Origin of the sequence: Streptomyces sp. NPDC047117, from assembly GCF_040643545.1 — a bacterium.
Classification (GTDB): domain Bacteria; phylum Actinomycetota; class Actinomycetes; order Streptomycetales; family Streptomycetaceae; genus Streptomyces.
This window is the reverse complement of sequence record NZ_JBEYUN010000015.1, coordinates 178,505-194,683: the sequence shown is the minus strand read 5'-3', so window position 1 is coordinate 194,683 and position 16,179 is coordinate 178,505. Positions and strand designations below refer to the sequence as shown.

General features: G+C 72.6%; 15 protein-coding genes. 6 read left to right on the top strand and 9 right to left on the bottom strand.

The window, feature by feature from the left end:
- Positions 1 to 53: 53 nt before the first annotated feature.
- Together recA and recX are read left to right on the top strand one after the other, a co-directional pair.
- Entirely contained in the window at positions 54 to 1,175 is a 1,122-nt protein-coding gene (gene recA, locus ABZ840_RS27115; protein WP_361563090.1) for a recombinase RecA, read from the top strand.
- Positions 1,176 to 1,181: 6 nt separating this feature from the next.
- Complete coding sequence (gene recX, locus ABZ840_RS27110) at positions 1,182 to 1,805, top strand: recombination regulator RecX (RefSeq protein ID WP_361563088.1); 624 nt, start codon at positions 1,182 to 1,184, stop codon at positions 1,803 to 1,805.
- Between the two features lie 48 nt (positions 1,806 to 1,853).
- On the opposite strand, the gene ABZ840_RS27105 is transcribed toward recX, so the two are convergent.
- The 8 genes from ABZ840_RS27105 to ABZ840_RS27070 all read right to left on the bottom strand — a co-directional run bounded on the left by ABZ840_RS27105 (position 1,854) and on the right by ABZ840_RS27070 (position 9,211).
- Positions 1,854 to 2,249, bottom strand: a complete 396-nt coding sequence (locus tag ABZ840_RS27105) for a rhodanese-like domain-containing protein (protein WP_361563086.1) — start codon at positions 2,247 to 2,249, stop codon at positions 1,854 to 1,856.
- Positions 2,246 to 2,806, bottom strand: a complete 561-nt coding sequence (locus tag ABZ840_RS27100; RefSeq protein ID WP_361563085.1) for a cysteine dioxygenase — start codon at positions 2,804 to 2,806, stop codon at positions 2,246 to 2,248. The genes ABZ840_RS27105 and ABZ840_RS27100 overlap by 4 nt, the downstream gene beginning before the upstream one ends.
- Before the next feature lie 295 nt (positions 2,807 to 3,101).
- Positions 3,102 to 3,188: a putative leader peptide gene (locus ABZ840_RS27095; RefSeq protein WP_324605607.1), complete on the bottom strand. Its 87-nt coding sequence runs from the start codon at positions 3,186 to 3,188 to the stop codon at positions 3,102 to 3,104.
- Positions 3,189 to 3,305: 117 nt separating this feature from the next.
- Positions 3,306 to 5,225, bottom strand: a complete 1,920-nt coding sequence (locus ABZ840_RS27090; protein WP_361563083.1) for an FAD-dependent monooxygenase — start codon at positions 5,223 to 5,225, stop codon at positions 3,306 to 3,308.
- Positions 5,226 to 5,656: 431 nt separating this feature from the next.
- Positions 5,657 to 6,592, bottom strand: a complete 936-nt coding sequence (locus tag ABZ840_RS27085; protein ID WP_361563081.1) for an amino acid ABC transporter permease — start codon at positions 6,590 to 6,592, stop codon at positions 5,657 to 5,659.
- A 73-nt stretch (positions 6,593 to 6,665) separates the two neighbouring features.
- The gene (locus tag ABZ840_RS27080) at positions 6,666 to 7,313 is read right to left on the bottom strand and encodes an amino acid ABC transporter permease (RefSeq protein ID WP_361563079.1); all 648 of its coding nucleotides are present in this window, start codon (positions 7,311 to 7,313) and stop codon (positions 6,666 to 6,668) included.
- 149 nt (positions 7,314 to 7,462) lie between these two features.
- Positions 7,463 to 8,371 carry a glutamate ABC transporter substrate-binding protein gene (locus ABZ840_RS27075; protein WP_361563078.1) on the bottom strand — a complete coding sequence of 303 codons (909 nt, stop codon included), beginning with the start codon at positions 8,369 to 8,371 and terminating at the stop codon, positions 7,463 to 7,465.
- A gap of 54 nt (positions 8,372 to 8,425) precedes the next feature.
- Positions 8,426 to 9,211, bottom strand: coding sequence for an amino acid ABC transporter ATP-binding protein (locus ABZ840_RS27070; protein ID WP_361563076.1), 786 nt, complete (start codon positions 9,209 to 9,211; stop codon positions 8,426 to 8,428).
- A 310-nt stretch (positions 9,212 to 9,521) separates the two neighbouring features.
- Here ABZ840_RS27070 and ABZ840_RS27065 point away from each other — a divergent pair, with 310 nt between their 5' ends.
- Together ABZ840_RS27065 and ABZ840_RS27060 are read left to right on the top strand one after the other, a co-directional pair.
- Entirely contained in the window at positions 9,522 to 10,241 is a 720-nt protein-coding gene (locus ABZ840_RS27065) for a response regulator transcription factor (RefSeq protein WP_361563074.1), read from the top strand.
- Positions 10,242 to 10,256: 15 nt separating this feature from the next.
- Positions 10,257 to 11,687, top strand: a complete 1,431-nt coding sequence (locus ABZ840_RS27060) for a HAMP domain-containing sensor histidine kinase (protein WP_361563072.1) — start codon at positions 10,257 to 10,259, stop codon at positions 11,685 to 11,687.
- Positions 11,688 to 11,716: 29 nt separating this feature from the next.
- Here the strand turns inward: ABZ840_RS27060 and ABZ840_RS27055 are convergent, their stop codons facing one another.
- On the bottom strand, positions 11,717 to 12,712 hold the full coding sequence (locus ABZ840_RS27055; protein WP_361563070.1) for a TAXI family TRAP transporter solute-binding subunit: 996 nt from the start codon (positions 12,710 to 12,712) through the stop codon (positions 11,717 to 11,719).
- A gap of 113 nt (positions 12,713 to 12,825) precedes the next feature.
- Between ABZ840_RS27055 and ABZ840_RS27050 the strand changes: the two genes are divergently transcribed.
- Both ABZ840_RS27050 and ABZ840_RS27045 read left to right on the top strand, forming a co-directional pair.
- Complete coding sequence (locus tag ABZ840_RS27050; RefSeq protein ID WP_361563068.1) at positions 12,826 to 13,284, top strand: MarR family transcriptional regulator; 459 nt, start codon at positions 12,826 to 12,828, stop codon at positions 13,282 to 13,284.
- A complete protein-coding gene (locus ABZ840_RS27045; RefSeq protein ID WP_361563066.1) occupies positions 13,281 to 16,127 on the top strand; it encodes an FUSC family protein in 2,847 nt (948 codons plus the stop codon). The genes ABZ840_RS27050 and ABZ840_RS27045 overlap by 4 nt, the downstream gene beginning before the upstream one ends.
- Positions 16,128 to 16,179 lie beyond the last annotated feature (52 nt).

Sequence of the window (16,179 nt, the reverse complement as noted above, 5' to 3'; positions counted from 1 at the left end):
GCGTTAGCGTCATGGACGTGAAGCGATCGACTCAAGCGAACCGGGTGGAACCCATGGCAGGCACTGACCGCGAGAAGGCGCTCGACGCCGCGCTCGCACAGATTGAACGACAATTCGGCAAGGGCGCAGTGATGCGCATGGGTGACCGGCCGAACGATCCCATCGAGGTCATCCCGACCGGGTCGACCGCGCTCGACGTGGCGCTGGGCGTCGGCGGCATCCCGCGCGGCCGCGTGGTCGAGGTGTACGGCCCGGAGTCCTCCGGTAAGACGACCCTGACGCTGCACGCCGTCGCCAACGCGCAGAAGGCCGGCGGCCAGGTGGCCTTCGTGGACGCCGAGCACGCCCTCGACCCCGAGTACGCCAAGAAGCTCGGTGTCGACACCGACGCGCTGATCCTCTCCCAGCCGGACAACGGCGAGCAGGCCCTGGAGATCACGGACATGCTGGTCCGCTCCGGTGCGCTGGACCTCATCGTGATCGACTCCGTGGCCGCCCTGGTGCCGCGGGCCGAGATCGAGGGCGAGATGGGCGACTCGCACGTCGGCCTCCAGGCCCGGCTGATGAGCCAGGCGCTGCGGAAGATCACCAGCGCGCTGAACCAGTCCAAGACCACCGCGATCTTCATTAACCAGCTCCGCGAGAAGATCGGCGTGATGTTCGGCTCGCCGGAGACCACGACCGGTGGCCGCGCCCTCAAGTTCTACGCCTCGGTGCGCATCGACATCCGCCGTATCGAGACCCTCAAGGACGGCACGGACGCGGTCGGCAACCGCACCCGCTGCAAGGTCGTGAAGAACAAGGTCGCTCCGCCCTTCAAGCAGGCGGAGTTCGACATCCTCTACGGCCAGGGCATCAGCCGTGAGGGCGGCCTGATCGACATGGGTGTGGAGCACGGCTTCATCCGGAAGTCCGGCGCCTGGTACACGTACGAGGGCGACCAGCTCGGCCAGGGCAAGGAGAACGCCCGTAACTTCCTCAAGGACAACCCCGACCTCGCCAACGAGGTCGAGAAGAAGATCAAGGAGAAGCTCGGCATCGGCGTGAAGCCCGAGGACCCGACGGCGGAGCCGGGCGCGGACGCGGCCGGCGAGGCGGCCGAGCCCGCCAAGACCGTTCCGGCCCCCGCGGCCAAGGGCGCCAAGGCAACCAAGGCCGCAGCGGCCAAGAGCTAGTCCGCCGTGACCCGCCGAACGCACTGGCCCGACAGCGGCGAACACGACGCCGCGCCCGTCGCCGATGGCGGCAGCACGGACAGCGGTGGCCCGGCCTCGTCGAGGGCCGGGGACGGGCCACCGCGCACACCCGAGGAGCAGGCACGGGCCATATGCCTGCGCCTGCTCACCGGAAACCCCCGCACGAAGAAGCAGCTCGCGGACGCGCTGCAGAAGCGCGGCATCCCCGACGAGGCGGCCGAAGAGGTCCTCTCCCGCTTCGAGGAGGCCGGACTGATCAACGACGCGGCCTTCGCCGGGGCGTGGGTGGAGTCCCGGCACCACAGCCGTGGCCTGGCCCGCCGCGCGCTGGCCCGGGAGCTGCGGACGAAGGGCGTGGAGTCCACGCTGATCGACGAGGCCGTCGGACAGCTCGACCCGGAACAGGAGGAGCAGACCGCCCGGGAACTGGTCGACCGCAAGCTCCGTTCCACACGAGGCCTGGACCGGGAGAAGCGGCTCCGTCGCCTCGCGGGCATGCTCGCCCGCAAGGGCTACCCGGAGGGCCTGGCCCTCCGCGTCGTCCGCGACGCCCTCGAAGCGGAGGGCACGGACGACCCGGACTTCCTCGACACGTACATGGGGGACTGACCGGCGGGGGAGGGGGAAGCTCCCCCGCGCGGGCCCCTGCCAGGACGGTCAGACGGGTTCTTCGGGAGGCGCGGTCACCGGCAGGCCGGCGGCCCGCCAGGCCTGGAAGCCGCCGGTGAGGTCGGTGGCGTGCGGCAGGCCGAGCCGGCGGAGGGAGACGGCGGCGAGGCTGGACGCGTAGCCCTCGTTGCAGACCACGACGACCCGGAGGTCGTGCCCCGTGGCTTCGGGCGCGCGGTGATCGCCGGTCGGGTCGAGCCGCCACTCCAGTTCGTTGCGCTCCACGATCAGCGCGCCCGGGATCGTGCCGTCCCGCTCGCGCAGCGCCGCGTAACGGATGTCCACCAGCAGCCCGCCGTCCCGCTGGACGGCCGCCGCCTCGTCCGGCTCCACCCGCTTCAGCTCCGTACGGGCCTGTGCCAGAAGCTCGTCGATCGCGCTCATTCCCATCCCTCCGGACGCTCGACCTCTTCGAGTCGCAGTACGGGGCCGCTGCGGCTGTAGCGTCGCATGAGGGGCAGCGGCGGGTAGTAGGCGTGCACGGAAACGGCGTGCGTGGCGGCCGAGGCGTTGAACACCTGGTGCACATGGTGCGGACCGAAGGCCCGGCCGCGGCCGTCGGCGAGCCGCCGCTCCCGGTCCACGTCGTCGGCGAGCTCCAGCGTCTTCCAGCCCTCGGTGGGGAGTTGAGCGGCGAGGGACTGCTCGGTCAGTTCGCCCGCGGCGGCGGCGAACGCGCCCCGCGAACCGCCGTGGTCGTGCCAGCCCGTACCCGTGCCGGGCGGCCAGCCGATGATCCACGCTTCGCTGCCGCCCGGCCCGTCCAGCCGGATCCAGGTACGGCCCTCGGGGTCGAGGGGCAGCGAGGTGATGAGCTGCGTGTCCGCGGCGGTCCGGCGGACGAAGTCGAGCAGTTCGGCGGCGGTGGGGCCGAAGTTGTCGGCGGGGTGCGGGGGCGTGGGGATGCGTACGGCGGTGGTGGCGGCGGGTGCGTCGGTCATGGGAACCGTCCTGAATGATCACGAGGGAGCGCGCGGCGTACGGCCCGGCAACGGGCAGCGGCGGCCCGGGCGGCCGGATCGCTCGGTACGGCCGGATCGAGCCGGCCGGCCAGCTCGACGGCCCTCGGCGCCGGCCTGCGCGTACGCGTGAGGCCACGTACGTAGAGCCACGCTCATGCGGCCCCACGCTCGTATGGCCACGTACGTATGGCGGCGCCGGGCACGCGTGCTCATGAGCACGTGCGCCGCGCGGAGAGGAAGGGGATCGGTGACCTGAGTCCGGGTCAGGAGCCGGTCAGCAGGACGGACGACATACGCAGCCCGCGTAGCGGACCAGGTCCAGATGGACCCTCCGCCAGAAGTGCGAGCCGGTGTCTGTCACGCTCCGTAGTGAAGCATGGCGGTGCCGCCCGGTCAACCGAGATCCCGGCCATCGGCGGCAGGCATCAGCCGTGCGCCACAGCCGCCCAACCGGCACCTCACCCAGCCGGGACCCCGCCTACCCGGCACCCCCGGCTCCCGCCCCCGGGGCCCCGCCCCTCTCCCCACCACGGCTCTCCTCGATGAGCTCCGTAGCTATATCCGTTTCCGCATCCGGATCCGTATTCGTCTCCCGCTCCGCACCGGCTGCGTCGTCCGCGCCACCGCCGCACAGCCTTTCCGCGCACGCCTGGAGTTCGGCGGGGCGGACACCGGCCAGGGCGGTGACGAGGTGGCCGTCGGGGCGGATCAGGAGGACGGTGTGGGCGGCCGCGCCCGGGTAGTGCTCGGCGACCAGGATCTCCGCGGGCAGCGGCAGCGCCGCGACCGCGTCGGCCAAGCGTGGCATGAGCCCGGCCGACATCCAGTGCTTGCGGTCCCAGACCCCCGTGCCCGGCGCGACGAGGACGACCAGCAGGCCGTGCCCCAGGCGCTCCCGCAGCCGTACGGCCGAGCCGTCGGATGCCGTCACCGTCACATCGGCGGCCGGGGCGCCCGGCACGGTGTCCACGCGGACCGCGCCGGGCGGAGCGACGGCCGGCGCGAGCGGCGACCGGTCGTACACCGGAGCGGCGCCCAGCGGCCCACGTCCGAGGTGGCCGTCCGTGAGCAGCGCCGTCCGGCCGCGTCCCGCCGCTGTGACCACGCCCCGCAGCCGTCCCCGCGCACCGCCGTCGCGCAGCAGCGGCAGCGCCTGGTCCGCGGCGCGCAGCCGGGCGGCGACGGCGCTCCTGCGCTCCGTCTGGTAGCTGTCCAGGAGTGTGTCGGAGGCGCCGTGGTGCCAGGCGATGCCGAGCTTCCAGGCGAGGTTCTCGGCGTCCCGCAGCCCCTCGTCCAGCCCCTGTGTGCCCAGCGCGCCGAGCAGGTGCGCGGCGTCCCCGGCGAGGAACGCGCGGCCGGAGCGCCAGCGCCGTGCCAGCCGGTGGTGGACCGTGTGGACCCCGGTGTCGAGCAGTTCGTACGCGGGGACGAGCGAGCCGTTCCCGGCGTCGCCCGGGCCCTGCCCGAAGGCGGGGCCGCCCCGAAAGGCGTGACCGTCCCCTTCGGCGGCCGTACCGCCCTGCCCGGTACCGGCCTCCGTCCAGCCGGCCAGCGTGTCGCGGATGCGCGCCACGAGGGCGTCCGGGGTGACCAGGTCGCGGCCGGGCGGCAGCAGCCAGTCCAGCCGCCAGACGCCGTCCGGGAGGGGGCGCGCTGTCACCTCGCCGGTTGTTCCGCCGAGGACCCCGGCCCGGCCCGTGCCGGCGGCGCCGCGGCGCGGGGGCGCGCGGTGCAGCAGGGCCTCGCCGGGCCAGGGGAGTTCGGTGCGCAGGGCGGCGACGGCGTGCCGTTCGACGGCGGTGCGCCCGGGGAAGCGGATGTCCAGGAGCTTGCGGACGGTCGACCGCGGGCCGTCGCAGCCGACGACGTAACTGCCCCGCCACCACGTGCCCTTCGGGCCGCGGGTGTGGATGCCGACCCCGTCGCGGTCCTGCGTCAGCTCGATGACGCGGCTCTCCGGGACCACCTGTACGAGTGGTTCGCGGTCGAGCGCGGTGCGGAGGGCGCGCGCGAGGGCGTGTTGAGGTACGTGTATGGGTGAGAGGGGGGCGTGTGCGCCGTCGTTGCCGCGCTCCGCGCCGTGACCGGCGGCGTCGACGTCCGCCGTCCTGACCGCCAGGGCGCCGGTCGCCGCGAAGGCCACCCGGTCCAGCAGCCGACGGCGCTGGACCGTGCGCCAGGCGGCCCAGCGGGTGCCTTCGGAGCCCAGGGTCTCGCCGCAGCCCAGCCGGGCCAGGAACGCGGCGGTGTCGGGGCGGAGCACGGCGGTACGGGCGGGCCGGACCTCGTCACGGCCGTCCGTCTCGTCCAGCACGATGCACGGGACGCCGAGGCGCGCGAGCGCGACGGCGAGGGAGAGGCCGACGGGGCCGGCCCCGGCCACGATCACCGGGTCCACGACGCTCCTCCGAAGCGAAGCGGAGCGAAACCCACGACCGCACCGGCTGCACCGGACGCGCCCGCCGCGCCTGCCGCCCCGGCCGGACAAGCCACGGAGACCACACCGCCCGTACCGCCCCCGCCTCTACCGGCCCCACTCCCGACGCACGCCCCTGAAGGCCCCGCCGTAGGTGTCCGCCGGCGCCCCGTGGCAGCGCGCTCCGGGCGGAGTGAGCTGAACGGACCGGGGCTCGGCCGGAGGCTCTTGCGGGACGTAGAGGACATGGCAGTTGAGGCCCGGTGCGCGATCACACAGCGTATGCAACCTAGTGCGGGCGGGCCGCGTCAAGTGACAGAGGCAGCGGCACCCGTGCCACTGCCTCCGCAACCTTTCGCCCCGTCAGTTGACGCCCCTCCTTGGGGAGTAGGCCGCCGCCCGGGGGCGCCGGGTCAGCCGGTCCTGTCCGTCGGGCCCTGGGTCGTCGCCCCGTCGATGGGAGCCATGGCGTCGCCGGCCGTCACCGCCTGGCCCGCCTCGGAGACTGCGATACCGGTCTTGGCGCGCCGGCCGCGGCGCTCGATCCAGTTGGCGAGCGCGGAGAGCAGCAGACACATGGCGACGTAGATCGCACCGCCGACGATGATCATCGGCACGTACGGGTTCTCGTCGTTGACGACCGTGTTGCCGGCCAGCTGCTGGATCGCGTACAGCAGCTCCTGGTAGGTGATGACGTAGCCGAGGGAGGTGTCCTTCAGGGTCACCACGAGCTGGCTGATGATCGTCGGGAGCATCGCGCGGACCGCCTGCGGGATGAGCACGGTCATCATGACCTGCGTCTTGCTCATGCCGATCGCGTACGCGGCCTCGCGCTGCCCCTTGGGCACGGAGTTGATGCCCGCGCGCAGCACCTCCGCCTGCACGGAGCCGTTGTAGACGGTCAGGCCGATGACCAGCGCCCAGAACTGCGTGCCCTCGCCGGTGAAGCCCAGCTCGGACTTGTAGCTGAGGAAGAGCACCCACAGCACGTAGATCGTGATCAGCAGCGGGACGGCGCGGAACAGCTCGATGAAGCCGGTGGCCAGCCAGCGCACGGGCTTGTGGTCCGAGAGCCGGCCCACGGCCAGCAGCACGCCGAGCACCAGCGACAGCACCGCGGCCACCGCGAAGACCTGGAGCGTGGTGAGGACGCCGTTACGGATCGAGGTGCGCACCCCGGCGTAGTTGAAGATCTCCCACATCTCCGGCGCGAACTGGCCCTGAGCGGCCAGCCGCAGCACGGCGAAGGCGATGAGCGCGAGCACGGCGAGGGTGCCGAGGACCGTGTAGACCCGGTTGCGTACGCGGGCCTTCGGGCCCGGCGAGTCGTAGAGGACGCTGCTGCTCATGCTTCCGCCTTGTTTCGCTCGGCCGCGCGCTCGGGCGACGGGCAGTTCGTGGGGGTGTGCTCGCTGAGCGCGTTCATCGGGCCACCTCCAGGCGCCGCTCCAGCAGCCGGAAGAGGCCGCTGATGGAGAAGGTGATGACCAGGTAGGCCAGGGCGATCCAGAGGAAGATCCAGCCGATGGCGAAGCCCTTGTCGCTCAGCAGCTTGGAGACGTTGAACAGCTCGGTGTTGCTGAACGCGCCGGCGATCGCGGAGTTCTTGGTGAGCGCGATGAAGATGCTGCTCAGCGGCGGGATCACGGTACGCGTGGCCTGCGGCAGAACGATCATGCGCAGGGTCTGGAAGAAGGTCATCCCGATGCTGCGGGCGGCCTCCGCCTGACCGAGCGGCACGGTGTTGATGCCGGACCGTACGGCCTCGCAGACGAACGACGAGGTGTAGAAGCCGAGTGCCAGCATCGCCAGCACGAACGGGCTCGTGCCGGGGAAGAAGACCTGCGGCACGATGAAGAACGCGACGAGGAACAGCAGCGTCAGGGGCGTGTTGCGCAGCAGCGTGACCCAGGCGGTGCCGAAGGCGCGCAGCGGCGGTACGGGAGAGACCCGGCAGCCGGCGATGAGGACGCCCAGGACGAGAGCGAGTGCCCCGCTGGCCGCGGTCAGCGCGAGGGTCCCCAGGAATCCGTCGCGGAACTGCGGGAGATGATCGAGGAGTACGTTCATGGGGTCTCCGCGGTGGCGGTGAGAAGGTGGCGGCGGACGGGCGGGGGCGCCGGCCCCGTACAGGGACGTTCACGAGGCAGCGCGCCCCGTACGCCCGCCGCGGCGGGCGTACGGGGCGCGACGGCTCGGGCCGGCGGTGAGCGGCGTGGTCAGTAGCGGGGCAGCGGCGTCTTCGGCGCCTCGTACGGCGAGCCGGACTTGCCCAGCGTGCCTTCGTACGCCTTCTTGTAGTCACCGTTCTTGATGTGCGCCTCGATGGCGTCGGTGACCGCGTCGCGCAGCGCCTTGTCGCTCTTGGCCATGCCGACGCCGTAGGGCTCCTCGGTGAACGGCTTGCCCACGAGCTTCAGCTTCGTGGGACGCTCCGCCGCGTAGCCCTTGAGGATCGCGTCGTCCGTGGTGACCGCGTCCACCTGGCCGTCCAGCAGCTGCTTCACGCAGAGCGAGTACTTGGACAGCTCGGTGGTCTCGGCGCCGTACTTGGCCTTCTTGATCTCCTGGAGCGGCGTGGAGCCGACGATCGAGCAGACCTTCTTGCCCTTGACGCTGTCCGCGCCGGTGATGCCCTTCTCGTCCTTGCGCACCAGCAGGTCGGCGCCCGCGGTGTAGTACGGGCCGGCGAAGCCGACCTGCTTCTTGCGCTCGTCGTTGATCGTGTAGGTGCCGACGTAGTAGTCGACCTGGCCCTTGGAGATCGAGGTCTCGCGGACGTTGGAGTCGATCGTCTTGAACTCGATCTGCTTGGCGGAGAAGCCCAGGTCGGCGGCGACCATCTTGGCGATCTCGATGTCGAAGCCCGTGCGCTTGCCGTCGGAGTCCTGGAAGCCCAGGAACGGCTGGTCCGCCTTGGCGCCGATGATGATCTTGCCGCGCTGCTGGGCCTTCTTCAGCGTCGGGGAGTCGATCTTGACCTTCTCGGCGACCTTGTACGTCCCGCTGAAGACCTTCTCGCCCTTGGGCTTGTCGCCGGCGGTGCCGGACTGGCCGCCGCACGCCGTCGCCGTCGCGGTCAGCGCGAGCACCACAGTGGCCGCAGCGGCCGTCTTACGCATCCTCATGGTGAAGTTCCTTCGGTTCAGCAGGTGTGGGCAGTCATCGGGGCCACTGCGGGCTCAGTGATGCAGGATCTTGGACAGGAAGTCCTTGGCACGGTCGCTGCGCGGGTTGTTGAAGAACTGCGTCGGCTCGGCCTCCTCGACGATCCGGCCGTCCGCCATGAAGACGACGCGGTTCGCCGCCGAGCGCGCGAAACCCATCTCGTGCGTGACGACGACCATCGTCATGCCGTCCCGGGCGAGCTGCTGCATGACCTCCAGCACCTCGTTGATCATCTCCGGGTCCAGGGCCGAGGTCGGCTCGTCGAAGAGCATCACCTTCGGATCCATCGCCAGCGCACGGGCGATCGCTACGCGCTGCTGCTGGCCTCCGGAGAGCTGCGCGGGGTACTTGTCCGCCTGCGTGCCCACGCCCACGCGGTCCAGCAGCGCGCGGGCCTTCTGCTCGGCCGCGCGCTTGTCCGCCTTGCGGACCTTCAGCTGGCCCAGCGTGACGTTCTCCAGCACCGTCTTGTGCGCGAAGAGGTTGAAGGACTGGAAGACCATGCCGACGTCGGCACGGAGCCGCGCCAGCTCCCGGCCCTCCTGGGGCAGCGGCTTCCCGTCGATGGTGATGCTTCCGGAGTCGACGGTCTCCAGTCGGTTGATCGTGCGGCACAGCGTCGACTTGCCGGACCCGGACGGGCCGATCACCACGACGACCTCGCCGCGCTTGATCGTCAGGTCGATGTCCTGGAGTACGTGCAGCGCACCGAAGTGCTTGTTGACGCCTGCCAGCGCGACCAGATCGTCCGCCGCCGGGGCGGGGCCCCCGGGGTCCTTGGTCACCGATACTTCGCTCATCGGCGGGTAGCTCCGTCCTCCTCGGTTGAGAGGACAGTAGTGACGCACTGCGATCAGCGTCATTACATCTGAGCGGAAATTGAGCATAACGATCCGGCTGCAAAGGGACACTCTGGGTGAACGGGGCGCGGGGTGCGTGGACGCCCCCGGCGGCCGGTTTGCGGAGCGCAACGCTCCCTTGCGTACGGACCCGGTACCGGCTGCGTAACAGATGGCCGTACCGGCTCGGCTGCCTCTTGACGGGTGCGCCGTCGATCGCGGTAGATGCCCTGATGGCCCGGGACGCGAGCCGACGAGAGGGGGAGAGCCGATGCGGCTGCTGCTGGTGGAGGACGACAACCATGTCGCCGCGGCGCTGTCCGCCGTGCTCGCCCGGCACGGCTTCGAGGTGGTGCACGCGCGCAGCGGGGAAGAGGCGCTGCACGCGCTCGTACCGGACGCGGAGGACGCCTTCGCGGTCGTCCTGCTCGACCTGGGCCTGCCCGACCAGGACGGATTCGAGGTCTGCGGCCGGATACGGAAGCTCACCAGCACCCCGGTGATCATGGTCACCGCGCGCTCCGACGTCCGCTCGCGGATCCACGGCCTCAACCTCGGCGCCGACGACTACGTGGTCAAGCCCTACGACACCGGAGAACTGCTGGCCCGCATCCACGCGGTCAGCCGGCGCACGGTGCACGGCCCCGGGGAGCACGCCCCGGAGGAGGCGGCCGGCGAGGACCTGCTGCGCATCGGTGCCGTCACCATCGAGCCGGCCACGAGACGCGTCGCGGTGAACGGCAGCACCGTTCCGCTGACCCGCAAGGAGTTCGACCTTCTGGCGCTGCTCGCGCAGCGTCCGGGGGTGGTGTTCCGCAGGGAACAGATCATCAGTGAGGTGTGGCGCACCAGTTGGGAGGGGACCGGGCGCACCCTCGAAGTGCACGTCGCCTCGCTCCGTTCGAAGCTGCGGATGCCCGCGCTCATCGAGACGGTGCGCGGCGTCGGCTACCGGCTCGTGGCGCCCGCTCCCGCGCCCCCGGCTCCCTGACGGACGCTCTCTCCCGTGCGCACCCGCCTCCTCCCGCTCCTCATCGTCCTGCTGGCCGGTGTGCTGCTGGCGCTCGGCTTCCCGCTGGCGGGCAGCCAGGCGGCGGCCGAGCAGCAGCGGGTGGTGGTGGACCGGATCGACGACGCCGCGCGCTTCGCCTCACTGGGGCAGTTCGTCACCGCCCGGCCCGGTGCCGACGGCCGCGCGCCCGCCGACGACGAACGGCTGAGCACGCTCCGTACGGAGCTCCAGCGGTACCACGACCTGTACGACATCCGTGCCGGTGTCTTCTACCGCGACCGCACCCCCATGGCTGCCGCGCCGGCCGACTGGCGGGTGCCGCTGTCGGGGGAGGGGCGGCAGGCATTCGAGGAGGCGCTGGCCGGGCGGCGCAGCCACGACCCGCACCAGGCGTGGCCCTGGGACGACCGCCGGCTGCCGGTCGCCTCGCCGGTCATCAGGGACGGTGACGTGGTCGCGGTGGTCTTCACCGACTCGCCCACGGAGCAGCTGCGGTCGCGGATCCTGCACGGCTGGCTGTGGCTGGCGGCGGGGGAGTCGCTGGCCATGCTGGTCGCCGTGGGGGCGGCGTTCCGGCTCACGGGGTGGGTGCTGCGGCCGGTACGGATCCTGGACGCGGCCACCCACGACATCGCCACCGGCCGGATGGCGTCACGGGTCGTCGCCGGTACCGGGCCGCCGGAACTCCGCAGGCTCGCCCGGTCGTTCAACGAGATGGCGGACAACGTCGAGGACGTGCTGGAGCAGCAGCGCGCCTTCGTGGCCGACGCCTCCCACCAGCTCCGCAATCCGCTCTCCGCCCTGCTCCTCCGCATCGAACTGCTCGCGCTGGAACTCCCCGACGGCAATGAGGAGATCGCCTCCGTCCGCACGGAGGGCAAGCGGCTGGCCCGGGTCCTGGACGGCCTGCTGGACCTGGCGCTGGCCGAGCACACCCCGGCCGACCTGCAGCTCACCGACGTCGCGGCGCTCGCCGCCGAGCGCGCCGACGCCTGGCGCCCGCTCGCCGACGACAAGGGCGTGAGCCTGCGGTACGAGGGGCACGGCGCGGTCACGGGCTGGGCGGACCCGGTGGCGCTCTCCAGCGCGCTGGACGCGGTCGTCGACAACGCCCTGAAGTTCACCCCGGCCGGGGAGGAGGTCACGGTCGCCGCGGCTCCCGAGGGCGAGCGGGTCCGGATCACCGTCGTCGATCACGGCCCCGGCCTGACGGACGAGGAGCTGGAGCGCATCGGTGACCGCTTCTGGCGCAGCGGCCGCCACCAGAACGTCTCCGGATCGGGCCTGGGACTGTCGATCACCCGCGCCATGCTCGCCGCGGGCGGCGGGGAGATCTCCTACGCCCCGAACGCCCCACGCGGCCTGTGCGTCACGCTCACCGTCCCGCGCGACCGCCCGCACCCGGAAGCGCCCGCGGCCCCCTGACGGCCCCGCCGGGCGCCGTCAGCGCCCCGTCAGGGCTTGGCCGAGACGTAGTACCGCCGGGCGCCCGTGTGCAGCGGCAGCGGGTCGGTGAAGACCGCGGTGCGCAGGTCGACCTTCTGGGCGTCGTGCACCTCGCGTCCGATGCGGTCCCGGCTGTCTATCACCGTCCGGGTCACGGCCCTGGTCAGGTCCGCGTCCTCGCGGTCGGTGGTGACCAGGAGGTTCGCCACCGCGATGGTCTTCACGGCCCGGTCGTCCTGGGTCTCCGGGTACGCGTCGGCCGGCATCACCGCCGCCCGGTAGTAGCGGCTGCCCCGGCCCTGTGCGTGCAGCGGCTCGACCAGGTCGCCGAGCTGCACCAGCCGTACGGGGAAGCGCTCGGCCAGCCGCTGCACGGCGGTGGTCGGCAGTCCGCCGGACCAGAAGAACGCGTCGATCTTCCCGTGCTCCAGCAGCTGCGGCATCGTGTCGATGCCGACCCGCTCCGCGTGGATGTCCCGGTCGAAGTCCAGCCCCGCCGCGCGCATCAGCCGCCGGGTGATCAGCTGCACCCCGGAGCCGTCGGCGCCGACCCCGACCCGCAGTCCCTTCAGGTCGCGCGTCGAGCGCACCTCGGAGCCCTTGGGCACGACCAGCTGCATGTAGTCGTCGTACAGCCGCGCGCAGGCGCGCAGCCGGTGCGCGTCCCGCCCGCCCTGCACCTGATAGGTGGCGACGGCGTCGGCCGCCGCGATGGTGAATTCGGCGCGCCCCGAGACCAGCTTGCGGATGTTGTCGACGGATCCCTCGCTCCGGGTGAGCGTGACGTCGAGCTCCGGTAGGTCGTGCGCGAGGTCCTTCTTGAGCAGCTCCCCGTACCGGGCGTACACACCGGTCGGCACCCCCGTGGCCAGCGTGACCCGGCCCTCGGGGGGCGGCGGTCCGCTCGGCAGCAGGAACCACAGCAGCAGCCCGGCGAGGGCCGCCGCAGCGACCGCCGTCTGCAGTGCCCGGCGTCCGCAGGGCAGGGGGAGGCTGTGGACCATGGCGGAAATCCTGCCAGCCGAGGCCTTCGAAGGGGAGGGGCGAGCGGTGGCCGTCGTGCGGCGCGGATCACCCCACTGCCCGCCGATGCATACCCCTGTTATATAATTGCTATATGCATTCATCGTCGACGTCCGACGAACAGCGCATCGAGAACGCCGCTCGTGGGCTCCTCAGGGGCATCGGCAGGCTCTCCCAGGCACTCTTCCGGCTCGGTGAATTCGGGCTGCCGCGTACGCACGTCTCACTCCTGGACGCCCTGGAGGGCGGTCCCCGGCGGGTCACCGGACTCGCCGCGTACACCGGCATCGCGCAGCCCCGGGTCACCGTGGTCCTGCAGGAGCTGGAGGAGCGCGGCCTCGTCCAGCGCGAGCGCAGCGCCCACGACCGGCGCTGCATCGAGACGTCGCTGACGCCCGCGGGGCGCGAGCTGCTGGAGCGCGCGCGGCAGCGGATGGCCGCCGCCCTCCTCGAAGGGCTGCGTTCGAACGTCGACGAACCGGAGCGCGCCGTGGGCGCCGCCCGGGATGCCGTAACGACCGTGCTGCACGCCATCGAACCGGAGGTCAGTTGACCACGCCAGCCACCGGAACCCCGGACATCACCGACGGCCGCAAGGGCCGCGACCCGGCCCACGAGAGCGCCATCGCGCCCCGGCGCGTCGGCGGGCCGAGACGCTGGTGGGACTGGGTGCTCGCCGCCGACCCCGGACTCGGCCAGCTGCAGGCCGGGTGGCGGACGCTGGTCGCCATGGTCACCGGGCTCGCGACCGGCTACGGCATGTCGGTCGCGCTGGGCCTGCCCGCCATGCTCGGCATGATGGCCGGCGGCATGATGGGCCTGATGAGCGCGTTCGCCGTCGCCGAGAACACCTGGCAGCGGCTGACCCGCGCCATCCTGTGGATGCCGCTCCCGTTCTCCGCCGCACTGCCGCTCGCCGCCTGGCTGCACCAGTACCGCGTGGTCGAACTGACCATCATGGTGGCCGCGCTGGCGGTGACCTTCTTCCTCGCCCGGTTCGGCACCCTGGCGCTGCTGGGCGGCATGCTGCTCTTCAACGCCTTCATGGTCGGCATGATGGCGAACGTCCCGCTGAACCTCTGTGGCGAGATGTTCCTCGTCGCCCTCGTGTCCGCCGTCGCCATCCTGCTGACCCGCCTCGCGCTGTGCTACCCGATGCCGCGCGAGGACCTCCTCCGTACGCAGCGCGCCTTCGTCGTCGAGGCCCGCAGGGTCGCCGACGCCGCCACCGACGCGCTGGACCCGGACGCCGACCACGAGGTCGCCGTCAAGCGGATGCGCCGCAGCCTGCGCCGCCTGAACGTCACCACCGTCACCATCGACGGCCGCCTCGCCCAGCCCGAGGTCGCCGCCGACCCCGACACCGCGGAACTCCTGCACCGCCACCTCTTCGACGCCGAGCTGGCCCTGAAGGGCATCGGCCAGTGCGTGCAGCAGCTCACCCGCCTCCCGGCGCCGGCGCACCTGCGGGAGGCCATGGTCGTGGGCCTGGTCATCGCCCGGGACACCCCGCTCGGCCGGGCCGACGCGCTGCGCCCGGCCGCCCAGCTCATCCAGCAGCAGGCCACCGCCGTCCTGGAGGCGCCGGAGACCGGCGCCGAGGAGGCCGAGGCCGCCGCGCTCGCCCGCCGGGTCGGCCACCTTCTGGACACGCTCGCCGACTCCCTCGCGCACTGGCTCGACCTCGGCTGGAACGCGCCCACCGCGCGCGCCAAGGTGCCCTTCCAGCCCACGGTCGCGCTGGAGCAGAACCGCCCGGCCGGCACCGGCGCCGTCGCCCGCCGGGTGATCGCGGCCCAGAACGAGAAGGGCTGGCGGCGGGCCGTCCCGTACCTGCGCGCTCCCGTGCACGCCGGGCTCGCCGCGGCCATCGTGTGCCCGATCACCGACGCCATCAACCCGCAGCGCTTCTACTGGGGCCTGGTCGGCGTGATGATCACACTGTTCGGCACCAACACCACCCACGAGAGGCTGCGCAAGCTCGGCCACCGGATGGCGGGCACCATCGTCGGCGCCGTCATCGGCGTCCTGCTGCTCCGCCTGATCGGCCCCGGCCACATCTACTGGACGCTGCTCGTCATCGTGGCCGGCCTGACCTTCGGGTCCTGGGGCATGCAGCGCCAGTACGGCTACTGGGTCGCCGGCCTGGTCACCGCCCTCGTGCAGCTCTACGGCCTGTCCACCCCGTACACCGGCATGGAGACCCTGCTCAGCGAGCGGCTGCTGGACAACGGACTCGGCATCATCATCGCCACCGCCTGTGCCGCGCTGGTCTTCCCCGTCTCCAGCCGCAAGATCGCCCAAGAGGCCGAGCGAGGCTACGTCTCCGCGCTGGAACACCTGGTCTCCCAGGTCGCCGAGCGCTGGCAGGACCCCGCGGCGCCGGTCCGGCTGCGCGGCGCCGCCCGCGGCGTCGACGCCGCCCTGTACCAGGTGCGCGGCGTCGCCCGGCCGCTCGTACGGATGCCGGTCGGCGTCCGCGGCCGGGGCGCCGAGAACCGCCTGGCGCTGCTCGCCGCCGCCACCGGCCACGCCCGCTCACTCGCGGCGGCCGCCGACATCGACATCGACCTCGCCCCCGAACTGGCCGGCCGCGTCGACCGCATCACCGCCACTTTCGTGGAGTCGCTGCACGCCCTGGACCACCGCTTCGCCACGGGGGAGCCCGACGGCACCTGGGTACGGGTCAGCCCGCTCATCCGCGAACTGGAGGGCGTGCTGCACGCTCCCTCCGGACCCCGCGCCGACCGCCTCCACGTGGCGCTGCGGGAACTGGCGGCGCTGGACGAGGCGCTGGCCGGTTACGCCGACGACCGCGGCCTGGCCGTCACCACCGCGACCCCGGAGCCGGACCCGGCCACGCAGGCCGCCCCGGCCGCGAAGTCCGCCGCCCCGACGACGCACGCCGCCTCCACCCTGGACCGCCGTACCCAGGCGGCGCTGGCCGCATGGCTGGCGCACACCCGGTACGAGGGCGCTCCGGGCGCCAAGCAGGTCCCGGTGTCCTCCGGCGCCACGGCCGGCACCCCCGCCGCCCGGCGGGAGCCGGCAGCGGAGGCCGCCCCGGCGCCCGCTGCCGGGCCCCGCGGCCGCTCGGCGGCCCCCGGCGCCCGTACGGCGTCCCCGGCCGGCACGTGCACCGTCAGCGGCTCCCTGCACTGCCCGGAGCACCCCGGCGGCTGCGAAGCGTGGATCACGGTCGTCAGCGACCGCGGCAAGCGCCGCGCCGGCGTCCGCGCGGTGGGCGGCCGCTACCGCATCACCGGCCTGGAGCCCGGCGGCTACACCGTCATCGCCTCCGGCTCCGCGCACGCGCCCACGGCCCGCTTCGTGGCGGTCGACCCCTCCCGGGGCGACATCCACCAGGACATCGAACTGAAGCCGGCCCGCCCCTGAGCCGCTGACCGCGGCCGCTTCCCGTCCGCCCCCTCCGGGATGCCCCCGGAGG